This is a genomic window from Pseudomonas sp. BS3782 TE3695, from assembly GCF_050435305.1.
Lineage (GTDB): Bacteria > Pseudomonadota > Gammaproteobacteria > Pseudomonadales > Pseudomonadaceae > Aquipseudomonas.
This window is the reverse complement of the sequence record NZ_JBNDKB010000001.1, coordinates 3,344,941-3,361,946: the sequence shown is the minus strand read 5'-3', so window position 1 is coordinate 3,361,946 and position 17,006 is coordinate 3,344,941. Positions and strand designations below refer to the sequence as shown.

Annotated in this window: 17 protein-coding genes; 6 read left to right on the top strand and 11 right to left on the bottom strand. The window is 58.3% G+C overall.

What is annotated here, in order from left to right; translation table 11 throughout:
* Positions 1-22: 22 nt before the first annotated feature.
* From ABH909_RS15305 to ABH909_RS15270, 8 genes are all read right to left on the bottom strand, one after another.
* Positions 23-739: an HAD family hydrolase gene (locus ABH909_RS15305; RefSeq protein WP_429439923.1), complete on the bottom strand. Its 717-nt coding sequence runs from the start codon at positions 737-739 to the stop codon at positions 23-25.
* Complete coding sequence (locus ABH909_RS15300; RefSeq protein ID WP_429434521.1) at positions 739-1,734, bottom strand: L-tyrosine/L-tryptophan isonitrile synthase family protein; 996 nt, start codon at positions 1,732-1,734, stop codon at positions 739-741. The genes ABH909_RS15305 and ABH909_RS15300 overlap by 1 nt, the downstream gene beginning before the upstream one ends.
* 177 nt (positions 1,735-1,911) lie before the next feature.
* Entirely contained in the window at positions 1,912-2,379 is a 468-nt protein-coding gene (locus ABH909_RS15295) for a GNAT family N-acetyltransferase (protein ID WP_429434518.1), read from the bottom strand.
* A 251-nt stretch (positions 2,380-2,630) separates the two neighbouring features.
* A complete protein-coding gene (locus ABH909_RS15290; RefSeq protein ID WP_429434515.1) occupies positions 2,631-3,077 on the bottom strand; it encodes an NUDIX hydrolase in 447 nt (148 codons plus the stop codon).
* A gap of 117 nt (positions 3,078-3,194) precedes the next feature.
* Positions 3,195-3,743 carry a cupin domain-containing protein gene (locus ABH909_RS15285; RefSeq protein WP_427623468.1) on the bottom strand — a complete coding sequence of 183 codons (549 nt, stop codon included), beginning with the start codon at positions 3,741-3,743 and terminating at the stop codon, positions 3,195-3,197.
* Between the two features lie 417 nt (positions 3,744-4,160).
* Positions 4,161-5,459: an NAD(P)/FAD-dependent oxidoreductase gene (locus ABH909_RS15280; RefSeq protein ID WP_429434513.1), complete on the bottom strand. Its 1,299-nt coding sequence runs from the start codon at positions 5,457-5,459 to the stop codon at positions 4,161-4,163.
* Positions 5,460-5,510: 51 nt separating this feature from the next.
* Positions 5,511-7,001, bottom strand: a complete 1,491-nt coding sequence (locus ABH909_RS15275) for an aldehyde dehydrogenase (RefSeq protein ID WP_429434510.1) — start codon at positions 6,999-7,001, stop codon at positions 5,511-5,513.
* A 245-nt stretch (positions 7,002-7,246) separates the two neighbouring features.
* Positions 7,247-8,623: a glutamine synthetase family protein gene (locus ABH909_RS15270; RefSeq protein ID WP_192343521.1), complete on the bottom strand. Its 1,377-nt coding sequence runs from the start codon at positions 8,621-8,623 to the stop codon at positions 7,247-7,249.
* Between the two features lie 280 nt (positions 8,624-8,903).
* Here ABH909_RS15270 and ABH909_RS15265 point away from each other — a divergent pair, with 280 nt between their 5' ends.
* The 5 genes from ABH909_RS15265 to ABH909_RS15245 all read left to right on the top strand — a co-directional run bounded on the left by ABH909_RS15265 (position 8,904) and on the right by ABH909_RS15245 (position 14,316).
* Complete coding sequence (locus ABH909_RS15265) at positions 8,904-9,665, top strand: gamma-glutamyl-gamma-aminobutyrate hydrolase family protein (protein ID WP_429434507.1); 762 nt, start codon at positions 8,904-8,906, stop codon at positions 9,663-9,665.
* Positions 9,666-10,034: 369 nt separating this feature from the next.
* A complete protein-coding gene (gene potA, locus ABH909_RS15260; RefSeq protein ID WP_429434504.1) occupies positions 10,035-11,177 on the top strand; it encodes a polyamine ABC transporter ATP-binding protein in 1,143 nt (380 codons plus the stop codon).
* A gap of 29 nt (positions 11,178-11,206) precedes the next feature.
* Entirely contained in the window at positions 11,207-12,088 is an 882-nt protein-coding gene (locus ABH909_RS15255; protein ID WP_429439921.1) for an ABC transporter permease subunit, read from the top strand.
* Positions 12,085-12,969, top strand: coding sequence for an ABC transporter permease subunit (locus tag ABH909_RS15250; protein ID WP_429434502.1), 885 nt, complete (start codon positions 12,085-12,087; stop codon positions 12,967-12,969). The genes ABH909_RS15255 and ABH909_RS15250 overlap by 4 nt, the downstream gene beginning before the upstream one ends.
* Before the next feature lie 249 nt (positions 12,970-13,218).
* Entirely contained in the window at positions 13,219-14,316 is a 1,098-nt protein-coding gene (locus ABH909_RS15245; protein WP_429434499.1) for a polyamine ABC transporter substrate-binding protein, read from the top strand.
* Between the two features lie 307 nt (positions 14,317-14,623).
* On the opposite strand, the gene thpR is transcribed toward ABH909_RS15245, so the two are convergent.
* Positions 14,624-15,163, bottom strand: coding sequence for an RNA 2',3'-cyclic phosphodiesterase (gene thpR, locus ABH909_RS15240; RefSeq protein ID WP_429434496.1), 540 nt, complete (start codon positions 15,161-15,163; stop codon positions 14,624-14,626).
* Between the two features lie 124 nt (positions 15,164-15,287).
* Here thpR and ABH909_RS15235 point away from each other — a divergent pair, with 124 nt between their 5' ends.
* Positions 15,288-15,482 (top strand): hypothetical protein, encoded by a 195-nt coding sequence (locus ABH909_RS15235; protein WP_429434494.1) that lies wholly within the window; start codon positions 15,288-15,290, stop codon positions 15,480-15,482.
* A gap of 14 nt (positions 15,483-15,496) precedes the next feature.
* Here the strand turns inward: ABH909_RS15235 and ABH909_RS15230 are convergent, their stop codons facing one another.
* On the bottom strand, positions 15,497-15,850 hold the full coding sequence (locus ABH909_RS15230) for a DUF1428 domain-containing protein (protein ID WP_095635148.1): 354 nt from the start codon (positions 15,848-15,850) through the stop codon (positions 15,497-15,499).
* A 16-nt stretch (positions 15,851-15,866) separates the two neighbouring features.
* The gene (locus ABH909_RS15225; protein WP_429434491.1) at positions 15,867-16,940 is read right to left on the bottom strand and encodes a hypothetical protein; all 1,074 of its coding nucleotides are present in this window, start codon (positions 16,938-16,940) and stop codon (positions 15,867-15,869) included.
* Positions 16,941-17,006: the final 66 nt, after the last annotated feature.

The following is a 17,006-nucleotide window of genomic DNA, read 5'->3' as shown; positions in this document are numbered from 1 at the left end:
AATTTCCTTGAGAGTGTGTTTATCAATACGTTTGAACGGTGTCGCCATGCTCGGTGAACGCATGCGCTGTAGCGCGCACTTGCTGCAGAATGCGCAGCAATCCGGCCGGCTGTTCGCAGCAGAAGTTCGGGGCCAGGGCCTGCAAGTCAGGTGTCAGGCCATAGCCCCAGGTGACCGCCGCCGAGTACATGCCGGCAGCACGGGCGGTCTTCAAATCGATCTCGGTGTCACCGACGAACAAACAGCGTTGCGGATCAACCGATAATCGCCGGGCAGCTTCCCATGCCACCTCCGGTTGAGGTTTGAGCGCCCTGCCCGCGCGGTGCCCCAGAATCGCCCCGAAGGTATTCCGTGGAAGCAGCGCATCGGCTACTTGCAGGGCCATTTCATCAGCCTTGTTGGTGACGATAGCCAGCGGCACTTGCAACTGGCGACAACCTTCGAGCAAGGCAAGCACACCGCTGAAGGGCCGGGAAAATTGAATCAGGTTGTTTTGATACAGCGCTACATAACGCTGGTGCATCGCGGCCGCGTCGGCAATGCCAAACCCCGTGGCGACCTGCTCGATCATCGCGGTGACTCCGCCACCGATATAACCCTGCACTGTTTGCGCGGTCTGCGCCGGACAACCGTGTTCGAGCAACACCTGGTTCAGGCACCAGGTGATGTCAGGCAAGGTGTCGACCAGGGTCCCGTCCAAATCGAAGAGTACGGCTTCGACCGGCAACCGAGACGCCATCATTGAGCACTGGCGTAGTGACAAGGACGCCCCTTGCGGAACACCAAGCGATGGTAGCGTTCATCGACATTGCTGCGTTTTTCGAGGGTGACCACACCCCGTCGCTTGATAGCCACCGAATGCCAGGGCGTGCGCCACAGGTCACTGGTTGGCACCAACCGGATACCGATTTTCGTCGACACCGCCAGCTGCGGGTGAATCGACAGGCGCAGGCAATGCGGGTAGCGCGCCTGCAACAGCGCACTCCAGGCTTCACTGCGCTGGATCACCCGCTGCGAGGCCGGTTTGGCAATTTTCTTCACCGCATTAAGGCTCATGCCGGCGAACACCTTGAGCCCCGAGTAATCCTCGGACAGGAAGCGATGGATACCGCAGTACATCAACATCATGTGCGGATCATCCTTGAAACGTTGCTGCAACAAGACCAGTGACTGGCCGTGCTCGATCATCATCTCTTCGCGCATGGCGTCCAGACAATCAAGCGGAGGATAGGCATCCCGCAGATCGAAATGAGCGAACGTGCCGGGATAGTGCTGTTCGGCGTAGTCCTGGATAGCGTCGGTGTAGGCTTTGACATCTGCATCGGGAACATGCACCAGATCAGAGAACACATAGCCATCGGAGCAGATATGAATCAGTGCCCCCGGTGCGTAGATCTGCTGGATCTCATTGCACAGGCGATGCAACTCGTCGATGGCGTGATGTTCGGCAAGGTCAGGCAGATGGCTGAGGGTTTTCTTGCGGCTGGGCGATTTGCCGGGAAAGGCTGGCAAGACCATTTCGATCTGGCGACCGCTTTCAACCGCTTGCATGACCTTCGCCAGATGGGGTTCCAGCACCTGCAACGAAAGCTCGTGATCCTGCCCCGGGGCAAGGCTACGACGTCGAAACAGGCATTCGAGAATTTGCTGGGCAATGTTCATGTGCGCGATGTGCCGATGCTCATGCACCTGCTGACCGCACACCTGTTGAGCACCGGTGTTTGAACCCTGCATAGACAATCCCTGTGTGGTGAATAACGGCCATTTTTGGTCGTCAGCAGATATTCCTTACCTGCGGGCGGCTAAATTCCTACAAGTCGTTACGACTGTCAATCGTGGCAATCAGGAATATAGCGGGCTGCGCGAGCCCCTCTGGTCTGCCGTCGGTGAAGCTATCAACCAATGCCAAGCCTACAAAAGCGCTTTCACCATAGGCACACAAGCCAGCTGAAGCCCGGAAGGCGAATGGTAAATAGCTGGTTCGTGACCAACGAAACCGCAGCGCCGGTAAAAGTCTGCGGCGTTTAAAGTAGCGTCCAGATTGACTTCCCTCAGCCCCAAATCCCGCGCCAGGCATTCAAGATAGTCCAAGACCCTCAAGCCAATGCCACGTTGCATAAACCTCGGGAGCACAAAGATTGCGCCGATTTCACTCTTCTCCAGATCAAGCATTCCTGTCGCCACCGGCTCACCCTGAATACAGCCCAGATAAAAGTGTTTGTTCATCAGGTCGCTATACCCGTCCTTGGCCGCTCCTGCCGTCCACGCCAGCATTTGCTCCGTGGTATAGGCACCGACGCATTGATGCCGTATCGCTTGAAGGCGAATGTCGAACGCCGTTTGGGCGTCGCTGTGCGTGGCGCGTCTAATCTCGAACATTTCATTCTCCATTAGCCATTGGTAGACGGAGAACTAAAAAGCCCCGTCCATTTCTGGCGGGGCCTTGGGTGATTACGTCAAATTCTGTGAACGCATGACCTCATGGCCCGCCAGAGGCGGTCATGGAGGAGCACATCATGTTCATGCGGGGGATGCAGGTCATGGGTCGATAGTGTTTTGGATGATCCGGGTTGTCAATTTTGAGAGGGAAATAAATGTGAGAGTCATCCGGCCGTACTGGACGACGGGAATCAGTCCAGAAGCGCGATCTTCTTCAGTAGCTCGTACAGCCCAACAGGAACCAGCGGCGTATCGCCAGTAATACCATCGAGCGGCAGCCACTTCGCAATAAAGGCAGCACCATCGCTTTCTTGAGCGTTCAAGTGGGGCCGTTCATAGACGCTGGTATCCACGAATTTTGCATCGTAGACCTGCACGATTTCGTGCCCGGGCGTGCCGGCATACGTGAAGATGTTTTCGAGCGTACCGAGCAGGCGAACATCGGTGATGGATAAACCGAGTTCTTCATCGACTTCACGTATTACGGCTTGGGCGCTGGTCTCGCCAAACTCGATTCCGCCACCGATTGGGCGCATGAATGGCTTTTCAGTAACGGGGTCGTACGCTTCGTTGACCAGTATCTTGCCATCGTGATGGAAGATGCAGAGTGCGAGAGGGCGGATGCGGTGTGCGGTCATTAGGTGAAGTCCATTTGCTTTGATCAAACCCTGTAGCAGGTGTGCTTCCATTTGGCATGGGTAGTGGCCGCGGACGCAGCCTTCGGCAGCTGCTACAGGGTAGTGTCCGTTTTGATATCAGAAGTTGGCTGGAGTGTTGGCACTGATGATTTCAGCTTCATCCTGGCCGATATTGCGAAACTTGTGAGGCAGCGTTGTCGGGAAGTAATAGCCGTCGCCAGCGTTGAGCACACTGATCTGCCCATCCACGGTCAGCTCAACCGTGCCCCGGGTAACGAGTCCACACTCCTCCCCTTCAGCATGCACAATGGGTTCTTCACCAGAGCTCGCGCCGGGGGCGTATTGCTCACGCAAAAGCCGCATCTGCCGGCTCGGCACCGAAGCGCCAATCAGCAGCAACCGCAGACCATGACGCCCCAGATCCGGCTGTTCATTGGCGCGGAACACGTATTGGTGCTCGCGGGGCGGTTGGTCGAAGGTGAAGAAGTCCGCCAAAGACATCGGGATGCCTTCGAGCAGTTTTTTAAGGGAACTGACGGAGGGACTGACGCGATTCTGTTCGATCAGGGAGATGGTGGCATTGGTGACGCCGCTACGCCGGGCCAGCTCGCGCTGGGACAGTTTGTAGCTTTCGCGTACTAATTTGAGTCGTGAGCCCGTGTCCATGACAGCCTTATGCGAAGAATACTTAAGGGGTAATGGGGGGTGGGTGGCGGGCGACTGATGGCCGCGGATTACGCCGTTTCCCGTCCCGGAACCGTGGAAGGCGGGTATTAAATCACGTTTGTTGGTGTTGCTCAGCAGGTTCGATAAACGGCTATGAAAAAAGTCGGCGGCCCCCTGATTCCAGTCGGTCAGATGCGGGAATTGTGGGAGCGGGCTTGCTCGCGAAGAGGCCATCACATTCAACATTGATGGCGACTGACCTACCGCTTTCGCGAGCAAGCCCGCTCCCACAGTTGATTGGGTTGTTCAAAAAATTTATGTATGTCACAAAGCCCACTTCCACAGGGTTGCGGTGCCCTGCTATGACTGGCATTGACCGGCGGCACATTTTTGGGATGGCCGCTGGCAAGGTTCTACTTAGATGCCAAACCGGTCCCGCAGCGCGTAATACGCGGCGCCCATGGCGGTGAGCGGGGCCTGGAAGGTGCGGCCGCCGAGCATGGGCATGTGCGGCAGGGAGGCGAAGGCGTCGAAGCGTTCGGCGTCGCCGCGGATCATTTCCGAGATGAGTTTGCCGGCCAGGTGCGAGCAGGTGACGCCGTGACCGCTGTAGCCTTGCATGTAGTAGGCGTTCTTTTCGACGCGGCCGAATTGCGGCATGCGGGACATGGTCAGCAGGAAGTTGCCGGTCCAGCGGTAGTCGATTTTCACGTCCTTGAGTTGCGGGAAAGTCTTGAGGATTTTTGGTTTGATCAGTTGCTCGATGTCGTCCGGCTCGCGGGCGCCGTAGACCACGCCGCCACCGTACAGCAAGCGGTTGTCGGCGGTGAGGCGGTAATAGTCGAGCAGGTAGTTGCAGTCTTCGACGCAGTAGTTGTTGGTGATCAGGCTGCGGGCGACTTTGTCGGACAGCGGCTCGGTGACGACGATTTGCGAACCACAGGGCATGCTTTTGCGCGTGACGCGGTTGTCGAGGTCTTGAGGCAGGTAGGCGTTGCCAGCGATCAACAGGTACTTGGCCCGCACCACGCCTTTGGCGGTGCGTACGGTGATCGGCTCGCCGTAGGTGATTTCCACGGCGGCGGATTGTTCGTAGATTTTGCCGCCCAGGCTGATGATCGCGGCGGCTTCGCCGAGGGCCAGGTTCAGCGGGTGGATGTGGCCGCCCTGCATGTCGAGCAGGCCGCCGACGTAGTTATCGCAACCCACTTCGCGCTTGATGTCAGCCGCGTCGAGCATTCTCAGGTTTTTGTTGCCGTAGCGCTCCCAACTGCGCTTCTGTTCGGCCAGGCCGTTGAGTTGCTTTTTGTTCAGCGCTGCGAAGATGCCGCCGGGGCGGTAGTCGCATTTGATGTCGTACTCTCTGATGCGCGAACGGATGATATCGGCGCCTTCAAAGATCATGCTGCCGAGCACTTCGGCGGTTTTGTCGCCGTAGCGCTCTTCAATCACATCGACGTCGCGGCTGTACGAATTGACCAGTTGACCGCCGTTGCGACCGCTGGCGCCGAAGCCGACTTTGGCGGCTTCCAGTACGGTGACGCTGTAGCCCGCTTCGCTGAGGAACAGCGCCGAGGACAAACCGGTGTAGCCGGCGCCGATCACGCAGACGTCGCATTCCACCAGCTCTTCCAGAATCGGGTAATCGCCGGTCTGATTGCGGGTCGCGGCGTAGTAGCTGTTTACATGCTTTTGCTTAACAGAGTCTTGTTTCATAGGTTTCTCCGATGGCCACAAACGCTTGCCTGCGACCGCCGCTGTAAGGTGTTAGAGCTTGATCCAGGTCGCTTTGAGTTCGGTGTATTTGTCGAACGCGTGCAGCGATTTGTCTCGACCGTTACCCGACTGCTTGAACCCGCCGAACGGCGCGGTCATGTCGCCGCCGTCGTACTGGTTGACCCAGACGCTGCCGGCGCGCAAACCACGAGCGAAGGTGTGGGCTTTGCTGAGGTTGCTGGTCCATACACCGGCCGCCAGACCGAAGATGCTGTCGTTGGCGATCTGCAGCGCTTCTTCAGCGGTGTCGAAGGTGATCAGCGACAGCACCGGGCCGAAGATTTCTTCCCGGGCGATGGTCATGGCGTTGGTCACGCCGTCGAAAATTGCCGGTTCCACGTACAGGCCACCGGTGTCTGCGAGGGTACGATTGCCGCCGGCAATCAGTTGCGCGCCTTGGTCTTTGCCGATCTGGATGTAGCGCAGCACGTTGTCCAGTTGGCGCTGATCGACGACCGCGCCGACGGTGGTTTCAGGATCGAGGGCGTGGCCTGGTTTCCAGGCTTGCAGTGCTTCCACCAACAGCGGAATGAATTGCTCGCGAATCGAACGCTCCACCAGCAGACGCGAGCCAGCGGTACAGACTTCGCCCTGGTTGAAGGCAATCGCGCTGGCCGCCGCCTGAGCGGCGGCGCGCAAGTCCGGCGCATCGGCGAACACCACGTTCGGGCTCTTGCCACCCGCCTCCAGCCAGACGCGTTTCATGTTGCTTTGCCCGGCGTAGATCAGCAGTTGTTTGGCAATCGCGGTGGAGCCGGTGAAGGCCAGCACGTCGACGTCCATGTGCAACGCCAGCGCTTTTCCGACGGTGTGACCGAAGCCTGGCAGGACGTTGAACACGCCTTTGGGGATGCCGGCATCGAGGGCCAACTGTGCGATGCGAATCGCCGTCAGCGGTGACTTTTCCGAAGGCTTGAGAATGAACGAATTGCCTGCCGCCAGGGCCGGGGCGAACTTCCAGCTGGCCATGATCAGCGGGAAATTCCACGGCACGATGGCGGCGACCACGCCTGTCGGCTCGCGGGTGATCAGGCCGAGTTGGTCGTGCGGTGTGGCGGCGACTTCGTCGTAGATTTTGTCGATGGCTTCGGCGCTCCAGCGGATCGCGTTGGCGGTCGCCGGGATGTCGATGGCCATGGAATCGCTGATCGGTTTGCCCATATCCAGGGTTTCGAGCAGCGCCAGTTCTTCCTGGTTGGCCAGTATCAAGTCCGCGAAGCGAATCAAAATGCGCTTGCGTTCTGCGGGTGCCAACCGCGCCCAGATGCCGGATTCGAATGTGCGGCGTGCGACCTGCACGGCGGCATTGGCGTCGGCTTCGTCGGTGCTGGCGATGTTCGCCAGGAAGCGGCCGTCGACCGGGCTAATGCATTCAAACGTGTCGCCGCTGAGTGCCGGGCAGTATTGGCCGTCGATGAATGCGCGGCCTTCGAGTGTGAGGGACTGGAAGCGTTGCTCCCAGTCGCTGCGAGTGTTTGTCATGGTTGTGACTCTACGCAGAGGAATAAATAGTCGCCGGACTAAAGCCGACCAATTAACGATCAGAAACCACGGTCCACTGTAGGAGCTGCCGAAGGCTGCGATCTTTTGATCCTGATCTTCGGCGGCTTCATGGATATCAAAACCAAGATCAAAAGATCGCAGCCTTCGGCAGCTCCTACGGGGGCTATTCGCCGTCATCAAAGAGGTGTCCATACCCACATCCTCGATTGACGGGTGTCTGGCCATCAAACCGTATGCAAGTACCAGTTGTACTCAAGGTCGGAGATGGAGTTCTCGAACTCGGCCAGTTCGCTTTCCTTGCATGCCACGAACACGTCGATGTACAGCGGGTCGATGTAGCGCGCCATGACTTCGCTGTCGTCCAGCTCACGCAAAGCATCGCGCAGGTTGTTCGGCAGGCTTTGCTCGTTCTGCTCGTAGCTGTTGCCTTCGACCGGGGCGCCCGGTTCGATTTCGTTGGTCAGGCCGTGGTGAATACCGGCCAGCACCGACGCCATCAACAGGTACGGGTTGGCATCGGCGCCCGCAACGCGGTGTTCGATGCGCACCGCATCCGCCGAACCGGTGGGCACACGTACCGCCACGGTACGGTTGTCGATGCCCCAGCTTGGCGAGTTCGGTACGTAGAACTGCGCGCCAAAACGCCGGTACGAGTTGACGTTCGGGCAGAGGAACGCCATCTGCGCCGGCAGGGTCTCGAGCACACCGCCGATCGCGTGACGCAGTGCGGCGTTCTGCTCGGGATCCTCGCTGGCAAAGATGTTGTTGCCTTCTTTGTCGAGAATCGAAATGTGCACGTGCAAACCATTGCCCGCCTGGCCCGGATACGGCTTGGCCATGAAGGTGGTGTCCATCTCATGGTCGTAGGCGATGTTCTTCACCAGACGCTTGAGCAACACCGCGTAGTCGCAGGCCTTTATAGGGTCATTGACGTGATGCAGGTTCACTTCGAATTGCGCCGGGGCGCTTTCCTTGACGATCGCGTCCGCAGGGATGCCCTGCTCTTTCGCGCCTTCGAGGATGTCTTGCAGGCAGTCGACATATTCATCCAGATCGTCGATCAGATATACCTGAGTCGAGTGCGGACGTTTGCCGGACACCGGCGAACGTGGCGACTGCGGACGACCGTTCACGTTGTCCTGGTCGATCAGATAGAACTCGAGTTCGAAGGCTGCGCAAATGGTCAGGCCCATGTCATCGAACTTGCTCACTACCTGACGCAACACTTCGCGCGGGTCAGCGAAGAACGGCTGGCCTTCGAGTTCGTGCATGGTCATTAACAGCTGCGCGGTCGGGCGCTTCTGCCAGGGTTCGATGCTCAAGGTATTGGGGATGGGGAAGCAGATTCGATCCGAGTCGCCGATGTCCAGACCCAGGCCGGTGCTTTCCACCGTAGAACCGTTGATGTCCAGCGCAAACAGCGACGCCGGAAGGTTAATGCCTTTTTCGTAAACCTTATGAAGACTGGTGCGCTCGATGCGCTTGCCGCGCACCACACCGTTCATATCCGCAATCAGAAGGTCGACGTACAAAACCTCAGGATATTTCTTAAGGAATGCGTTTGCTTCGTTGAGTTGAACGGCACGCAGAGGGACCGACATGATGCACCTACTAGCTGTTAATTATTATGTTCACTACCCTTTCACGAGCCCAGTCAATCCGAAAGGCAAAGTGAAGTCAATAGCGAACACCTGGCCTTTCAACCTTTATTTTCTGGCCTTTTTTGGGCGCGAGAGTGCCAGATCAGTCTTGCACACCGCGTAAATCCTGAAGATCGGATGCGCGGCGTTTAGAATTTTTTACATGAGAGTTGTTAATTAAAATCAACAAGGCTAAGCTCCGGAAAAGCTCGTTCAAGTGTGAAACTTCGAGGTGATAAAAATGGCATTCAAGCCATTGATCGGCGTTACTGCGTGCATCAAACAGATTGGCCCGCACCCCTACCATGTCAGCGGCGACAAGTACTTGCGTGCTGTCAGCGTCGCGGCTTTGGGGTTGCCCGTGGTCATTCCTTCTCTAGGCGATCTGACCGAAATCGATGACCTGCTCGCGCAGCTCGACGGTCTGTTGCTGACCGGCTCGCCGTCGAATGTGGAACCCTTCCACTATCAAGGCCCGGCCAGTGCCCCCGGCACGGATCACGATCCGCAACGGGACGCCACCACCCTGCCCTTATTGCGTGCAGCCATCGCCGCCGGTGTTCCGGTGCTCGGCATCTGCCGCGGCTTTCAGGAAATGAACGTGGCGTTCGGCGGCAGCCTGCATCAGAAGGTGCATGAACTGCCAGGCTACCTCGATCACCGGGAAGCGGATCACCCAGACCTGGCCGTGCAGTACGCACCGGCCCATGCGGTGAGTGTGCAACCGGGCGGTGTGTTCGAAGCGCTGGATTTGCCGCAGGTGTTCCAGGTGAACTCGATTCACAGCCAGGGCATCGACCGACTCGCTCCCGGCCTGCGCGCCGAGGCAATCGCGCCGGATGGTTTGATCGAGGCGATTTCCGTCGAGCACAGCAAGGCCTTCGCTGTCGGTGTGCAATGGCACCCGGAATGGCAGGTGCTTTCGAATCCTCCCTATTTGAGTATTTTCCAGGCGTTTGGCGACGCGTGTCGGCAACGGGCCGCGCTGCGTAATACGCGCTGACTACAAAAAGCATTCAACGATTTAACTGCCCTCGTGAGTCTGGCGGGCGTGTCTTTGCGCGCCGGTCGCTCACGTAATAGATGAACCGCAATAACAACAAGTACGACCAGGCAGCCAGGATGGCGGTGCCGAATAAGCCCGACTGGTACGGGCCAGTGATTCAAATGCAAATCCCTGTGGGAGCGGGCTTGCTCGCGAAGAGGGAGTGTCAGTCGACATCAATGTTGCCTGATACACAGCCTTCGCGAGCAAGCCCGCTCCCACAGGGGATCATCGCGGAATTGACTGGCATCGTCCGGCCCGGGCTTGCAATCCACTCTTAAGTCAGGCCGTGTTGGCCCGACGACTAAAACCTGTTGGGAGTTTCATATGGCAAACGCCTCCAGCATCTACAGGAAGGCTCTTGAAGGTCACCAGGCACCGAAAAAGGTGTTGGTGAAAGTCGACCGCGTCACCAAGAAATTCGACGAAACCACCGCTGTGGACGATGTATCCCTGGAGATCCATCAAGGCGAAATCTTCGCCCTGCTCGGCGGTTCCGGCTCGGGTAAATCGACGCTGCTGCGCATGCTCGCCGGCTTCGAGCGCCCAACCGAAGGGCGGATTCTGCTCGACGGTGTCGACATCACCGACATGCCGCCGTACGAACGGCCGATCAACATGATGTTCCAGTCCTACGCGCTGTTCCCGCACATGACGGTGGCGCAGAACATCGCCTTCGGCCTCAAGCAGGACCGTTTGCCCGCCAGCGAAATCGACGCCCGTGTCGAAGAGATGTTGCGGTTGGTGCACATGACCCAGTACGCCAGACGCAAGCCGCATCAGTTGTCTGGCGGCCAACGTCAACGTGTGGCGTTGGCCCGCTCTCTGGCCAAGCGACCGAAGCTGTTGTTGCTCGACGAACCGATGGGTGCGCTGGATAAAAAGCTGCGTTCGCAGATGCAACTGGAGCTGGTGGAAATCATCGAGCGCGTCGGCGTGACCTGCGTGATGGTCACCCACGACCAGGAAGAAGCCATGACCATGGCCGAACGCATCGCGATCATGCACCTGGGCTGGATCGCCCAGATCGGCAGCCCGGTCGACATTTACGAAGCACCGGTCAGCCGCATGGTCTGCGAATTCATCGGCAACGTGAATGCCTTCGACGGCACGGTGGTCGAGGATCTGGAAGGTCACGCGATCATTCACAGCCCGGATCTGCAACAGAAGATTTACGTCGGCCACGGCGTGAGCACGTCGGTGCAGGACAAATCGGTCACCTACGCCATCCGCCCGGAAAAAATGCTAGTCAGCACCCTCAAGCCCGAGACCCGCTATAACTGGTCCGAAGGCAAGGTGCATGACATCGCCTACCTCGGCGGCCACTCGGTGTTCTACGTGGAGCTGCCCGGCGGCAAAATCGTCCAGTCGTTCATGGCCAACGCCGAACGCCGTGGCGCGCGCCCGACCTGGGACGATCAGGTCTACGTGTGGTGGGAAGACGACAGCGGCGTGGTACTGCGCTCATGAGAACCTTCAATCAGCAGTTTCTGCGCCTGGTGCCCAGCGGCCGCAAACTGGTCATCGGCATTCCGTTCCTGTGGCTGTGCCTGTTTTTCCTGTTGCCGTTCTTCCTGGTGATGAAGATCAGCTTCTCGGAAGCGGCCCTGGCCATTCCTCCCTACTCCGAGATTTACACCTTCGCCGAACAGAAGTTTCAGCTGCTGCTGAACATCGGCAACTACTCGCTGCTGACCGAAGATGAGTTGTACATCTCGGCTTACTTCGGCTCGTTGAAGGTCGCGTTTTTAAGCACGTTGATGTGCCTGGTGATCGGCTTCCCGATGGCCTACGCCATTACCAAGACCAACAAGGAAACGCAGAACGTTCTGCTGCTGTTGATCATGATGCCGACCTGGACCGCAATCCTGATTCGCGTCTATGCGTGGATGGGCATTCTCAGCAATAACGGTTTGCTCAATGGGTTCCTGATGTGGACCGGGCTCACGTCGCAGCCGATCGAGATCCTCAACACCAACACCGCGGTGTACATCGGCGTGGTCTATGCCTACTTGCCATTCATGGTGTTGCCGCTGTACGCCAACCTCGTCAAGCACGATCACAGCTTGCTGGAAGCCGCGTCGGACCTGGGTTCGAGCAACTTCAACAACTTCTGGAAAATCACTGTGCCGCTGGCCAAGAACGGGATCATTGCCGGGTGCATGCTGGTGTTCATTCCAGTGGTCGGTGAGTTCGTGATTCCGGAGCTGTTGGGCGGTCCGGAAACCCTGATGATCGGCCGGGTGCTGTGGCAGGAGTTCTTCAACAACCGCGACTGGCCGGTGGCATCTGCCTTGGCGGTGGTGATGCTGGCGATTCTGATTGTGCCGATTCTGCTGTTCAACCGCAGCCAGGCCAAAGAGATGGAGGGACGGGGATGAAACGCTTCGGATTTTCAAAGTTCATGCTGATTTTCGGCCTGTCGTTTATTTACCTGCCGATGCTGATTCTGGTGATCTACTCGTTCAACGCCTCGAAACTGGTGACGGTGTGGGGCGGCTGGTCGGTGAAATGGTACGTCGGCCTGCTCGATAATTCGCAACTGATGGGCTCGGTGGTGCGCTCGCTGGAAATCGCTTGCTACACCGCGATTGCGGCGGTGGCATTGGGCACCCTCGCCGCTTTCGTGCTGACCCGCGTGACGCGTTTCAAGGGTCGCACGCTGTTTGGTGGCTTGGTGACGGCACCGCTGGTGATGCCGGAAGTGATCACCGGTCTGTCGCTGTTGCTGCTGTTCGTGGCCATGGCGCAGATGATCGGCTGGCCGCAGGAGCGTGGCCTCGTCACGATCTGGATCGCGCACACCACGTTCTGCGCGGCCTATGTGGCGGTGGTTGTTTCGGCGCGTTTGCGTGAGCTGGACCTGTCGATCGAAGAGGCAGCCATGGACTTGGGTGCGCGGCCGCTCAAGGTGTTCTTTCTGATCACCATTCCAATGATCGCGCCATCGCTGGCGGCGGGCGGGATGATGTCATTTGCCTTGTCGCTGGATGATCTGGTGTTAGCGAGTTTCGTCTCCGGGCCAGGCTCCACGACCTTGCCGATGGAAGTGTTCTCGGCGGTGCGTCTGGGCGTGAAGCCTGAGATCAATGCCGTGGCGAGTTTGATTCTGTTGGCGGTGTCGTTCGTCACGTTCCTGGTCTGGTACTTCAGCCGTAAGGCAGAAGCCACACGCAAGCGGGCGATCCAGGAAGCCATGGATCAGACGGCCAGTGAGTCATGGCAGCAGCCGAAAAACCAGCGGGTTGAAGCGACGGCTTAGTGCTGTTGAGTTAAATGAAGTGAACATAAAACCTGTGGTGAGCGAGCTTGCTCGCGCTGGGTTGCGAAGCGACCCCAAAACCGGCAACCGAGGTGTATCAGATACATCGCATTCGCTGGTTTTACGACTGCTTCGCAGCCGAACGGGAGCAAGCTCCCTCGCCACAGAAGCTTCCTTGCCTCAGGGTTTGTGTTCACCTGCACCATTGCTTTATGTGATTTGAATAAAAAAGAAAATGGAGTTGTACCGATGAAAATGTTTGGCAGGACTCTGCTGACACTGTCCTTATTGGGCGCAATGGCGACCGGTGCTCAGGCCAATGACAAGGTATTGCGCGTCTACAATTGGTCGGATTACATCGCCCCGGACACGGTCAAGAAGTTCGAAGACGAGACCGGCATCCGCGTGACCTACGATGTGTTCGACAGTAATGAAACCCTTGAGGCACGCTTGCTGGCCGGTAAGTCCGGCTACGACATCGTGGTGCCATCCAACAGTTTCCTGGCCAAGCAGATCAAGGCTGGCGTCTATCAGCCGCTGGATAAGTCCAAGCTGTCGAACTGGAAAAACCTCAACCCGGTGCTGCTGAAAAACGCCTCGGCCAGCGACCCTGACAATGGCCATGCTTTCCCGTACATGTGGGGTTCGATCGGCATCGGTTTCAACCCGGCCAAGGTCAAGGAAGTGCTGGGCACGGATGCGCCGGTGAATTCCTGGGACTTGCTGTTCAAACCGGAAAACGCCGCGAAGCTCAAAGCCTGCGGTATCAGCTTCCTTGATTCACCGACGGAAATGCTCCCGGCTGCCCTGCACTATCTGGGCTACCCGGTGAATTCCCGGGACAAGGCGCAGATCGCTGAAGCCGAAGCGCTGTTCATGAAGATTCGGCCATCGGTGGCTTACTTTCACTCGTCGAAATACATCTCCGACCTGGCCAACGGCAACATCTGCGTCGCCGTCGGTTACTCCGGCGACGTGCTGCAAGCCAAGGCCCGCGCCAAGGAAGCCGGCGACAAGGTGAAGATCGAATACAGCATCCCGAAAGAAGGCGCCGGCAGTTTCTACGACATGGTCGCCATTCCACGGGATGCGGCTAACGTCGACAATGCCTACCTGTTCATGAATTTTCTGATGCGCCCGGACATCATCGCCGAGGTCACCAACAATATCGGCTACAGCAACGCCAACGCAGCGGCCACGCCGCTGGTGGATGAAGCGATTCGCAATGACCCGGGGTCCTATCCGCCGCAAGCGGTGATGGCGACGCTGTATGCGATTCCGGATATGCCGATCGGTATTCAGCGGGTGATGACCCGAGGCTGGACGCGGGTGAAGCTCGGTAAGTGATTCATATACAAACTATCTGAACACCACGGACCCAAATGTGGGAGCGGGCTTGCTCGCGAAGAGGTCATCACATTCAACATCATCGGTGACTGACCCACCGCTTTCGCGAGCAAGCCCGCTCCCACAGGGGTGATGTATCGGATACAAATATTTGAGCACCACTGACCCATTCAGGACCGAGGTGCTCTCTCCTTTTCCGTTCACGCAGCGCCTTACCACCGCTGCACTCCTCTGAAGAAGAACGGCTTCACCTGGCTTCCTCGGTTAAGGTGAATTTCGGGCGCTCTCGGGCGCCTTTTTTTGTGGTTTATGCATAAACCAACGGCCATTCGGCCAGCGCCCGGTAGCGGCCTTTGTGAGATTCGAACAAGGTAAAACGATCCGCACGCAGAAAAAACTCTGGCGGCGTCGCGGATTCGGGGATGGAGGCCCGGTAGTCGCGCATCAGGGTCAGATGCGGGCGAAATTCTCGCCGGATGTCTTCAAAGCCGAATGGCAACATGGCCTGTTCCAGCGCATACACCAACCGCAGCAACTCAGGCTCTGCCTGCGCGGGGGCCAGCAATAGAATGGCGGAGCGACGCCAGACTTCCAGTCGATCAAGCACAACCGTCAACGGCATGCCGGGCATCCGCACATGGGCGGCGGCCTCGCAGACGCCCGCTATCTGTTCCATCTTCACCGTACCGAGAAACAGCAGCGTCAAATGGAAGTTTTCCGCCGGTACCGGGCGCCCGACGTTAAGTCCCAGCGCATTGCGCCATTGAGCGATGGCCCGGCGTTGTTCGGGGGCGCAGTTCAGGGCGAAGAACAGCCGTTTGAACGGCTCACGGGTTTCATCGCTCATGTTCGCACCTCAAGGCTCGGGGACCCTTTGATTTTACAAAGCAATGCCAGGCCGGCAAGCGCATTTCTGGCAGCTGCCGGCAAGCGCGTTATAGTTGAAGCAACCGAATCGACGGGAGGGCGCCATGCGTCAGATCATCAGCAAAGAGCCATGGTGGGCCGCGCCACCGAAACCTGGCCAGGATGAGTTCGAGCTGGAATGGGGCTGGCTGGTTCACTACAACGAAGGCGAGCCGCGCTTCGAATTCATCAAGGAGCGGCCCTCGGACAGCGAGATTCGTAACCGCAAGAGTTGCAGGACCACCCCGACGCCGGAGTGATCCTGCGACCCTGTTCAAGCTTTGACGATCATCTCGAAACCACCAAAAATCGCTCGCTGGCCGTCAAACGGCATTGGATTGACGTCGGGTTGCATCCGCGGATCGCTCATGAGTTTCGCCATGCCGGCATCACGAGTGGCCTTGTCGGGCCAGACGATCCAGGAAAACACCACGGTTTCGTCTTCCTTGAGTTTTACGGCCATGGGAAACGAGGTCACTTTGCCATCGGGCACGTCATCGCCCCAGCATTCAGCGAGGCTCAGGGCGCCGTTTTCCTTGAAAATCTCGGCGGCGGATTGCGCATGTTGCTTGAATTTTTCGCGATTGGCGGTGGGTACTGCAGCGACGAAGCCATCGACGTAAGCCATGATCGTTCTCCTCGGGTTATGGGGTAATCCGCTGGGTAGTCGAATCAGCGTGGCTCCAATCGACAGTGCCTGCCTCCAGACCGACCGACGGCTCGGCGGGCTGTTCGAGGGTGAGGGCCAGGTTGCCCTCGATTTGCCTGGCCATGTACAGCGTTCCGGCCATGACGCCGGTGGCGGGGTTACTCACCAGCTTCACCCAGGCTTTGTCGAACGAGTTACCCAGGCTGCTGCGGATCAGCGCTTCACTGTCGGGCCGGTCGTTGGCCTGAATGATCGCGCGCACTCCCGCCACTCCCACGGAAATCAACGCCCCGGCCGCCTTCCCGGCCACTGCCGCCACCGCACTGGCCGCCCCTCGTGGGGCCATTTCGGCTTGTATTCGCTTGCTGGCACGCTTGGCCACCGGCGCCATGCCGGCGTCCGTCGAGGCGATGCCCTTCTCGCCGCCCGCCGTGTGGATCGTGTCGATCAGTGCCAGATAGGCCGGCAATTTGCTCAGTTCGGCATGCACCACCTGATACAGCGAAGCGTCACGGGCAGGCGGCGGGCCCAGTGAAATAGCCGGAATTTTCTGGATGCGACCGTTGAGCTGCGCCATTGGCACGCCATGACGTTTGGAAATAACTTCGAGCTGCTGCCCCATCAATTGCACATAAAACTCTGTCGCCTGGCCGAGGATCGCATCGGGATTGATCTCCACCGCCACCGGTTCCAGCACGCGCCGGTGATATTGCTCCAGCAGATAGGCGGCCAGGCGTTTGGTCGCCGCATCCTGCTCGTCACCGGCATTGATGGCGTACCAGCTGACTTTCATCGACAGCCATTCCTGGGTCCAATAGCTGCTGAACCACGGAATGAAGACTTCTTCGGTTTGCTGATAAACCCGCGTGCGCCAATGCTCCATGGACCCGCGGGCATAAACCCTGGCCTGTTCGGTGGCCTGCTGCGAAGCGGCGACGATCTCCCGGTCCACTTGCTGCCAGGTGCTCTGAGACACCACCACCGGCACCTCGATTACCGGGGCAGGCGTAGGCGTGGCGCATCCCGCCAAGATCACCAATACAGCGACGATCAGCGAACGCAGGTTCAAGATCGCGGAGCCCTACATGTCTCGCCGAACGAAATGTTCGACGCTAAAGAGCGTGCTGATTTGAGT

Excerpts from the sequence above, each read along its gene's own strand:
- ABH909_RS15305 (WP_429439923.1), bottom strand. The coding sequence starts at position 739 with ATGGCGTCTCGGTTGCCGGTCGAAGCCGTACTCTTCGATTTGGACGGG.
- ABH909_RS15295 (WP_429434518.1), bottom strand. The coding sequence starts at position 2,379 with ATGTTCGAGATTAGACGCGCCACGCACAGCGACGCCCAAACGGCGTTC.
- ABH909_RS15235 (WP_429434494.1), top strand. The coding sequence starts at position 15,288 with ATGCGTCAGATCATCAGCAAAGAGCCATGGTGGGCCGCGCCACCGAAA.
- ABH909_RS15270 (WP_192343521.1), bottom strand. The coding sequence starts at position 8,623 with ATGTCGGTCCCTCTGCGTGCCGTTCAACTCAACGAAGCAAACGCATTC.
- ABH909_RS15265 (WP_429434507.1), top strand. The coding sequence starts at position 8,904 with ATGGCATTCAAGCCATTGATCGGCGTTACTGCGTGCATCAAACAGATT.
- ABH909_RS15280 (WP_429434513.1), bottom strand. The coding sequence starts at position 5,459 with ATGAAACAAGACTCTGTTAAGCAAAAGCATGTAAACAGCTACTACGCC.
- potA (WP_429434504.1), top strand. The coding sequence starts at position 10,035 with ATGGCAAACGCCTCCAGCATCTACAGGAAGGCTCTTGAAGGTCACCAG.
- ABH909_RS15300 (WP_429434521.1), bottom strand. The coding sequence starts at position 1,734 with ATGCAGGGTTCAAACACCGGTGCTCAACAGGTGTGCGGTCAGCAGGTG.
- ABH909_RS15290 (WP_429434515.1), bottom strand. The coding sequence starts at position 3,077 with ATGACCGCACACCGCATCCGCCCTCTCGCACTCTGCATCTTCCATCAC.
- ABH909_RS15275 (WP_429434510.1), bottom strand. The coding sequence starts at position 7,001 with ATGACAAACACTCGCAGCGACTGGGAGCAACGCTTCCAGTCCCTCACA.
- ABH909_RS15250 (WP_429434502.1), top strand. The coding sequence starts at position 12,085 with ATGAAACGCTTCGGATTTTCAAAGTTCATGCTGATTTTCGGCCTGTCG.
- ABH909_RS15245 (WP_429434499.1), top strand. The coding sequence starts at position 13,219 with ATGAAAATGTTTGGCAGGACTCTGCTGACACTGTCCTTATTGGGCGCA.
- thpR (WP_429434496.1), bottom strand. The coding sequence starts at position 15,163 with ATGAGCGATGAAACCCGTGAGCCGTTCAAACGGCTGTTCTTCGCCCTG.
- ABH909_RS15230 (WP_095635148.1), bottom strand. The coding sequence starts at position 15,850 with ATGGCTTACGTCGATGGCTTCGTCGCTGCAGTACCCACCGCCAATCGC.
- ABH909_RS15285 (WP_427623468.1), bottom strand. The coding sequence starts at position 3,743 with ATGGACACGGGCTCACGACTCAAATTAGTACGCGAAAGCTACAAACTG.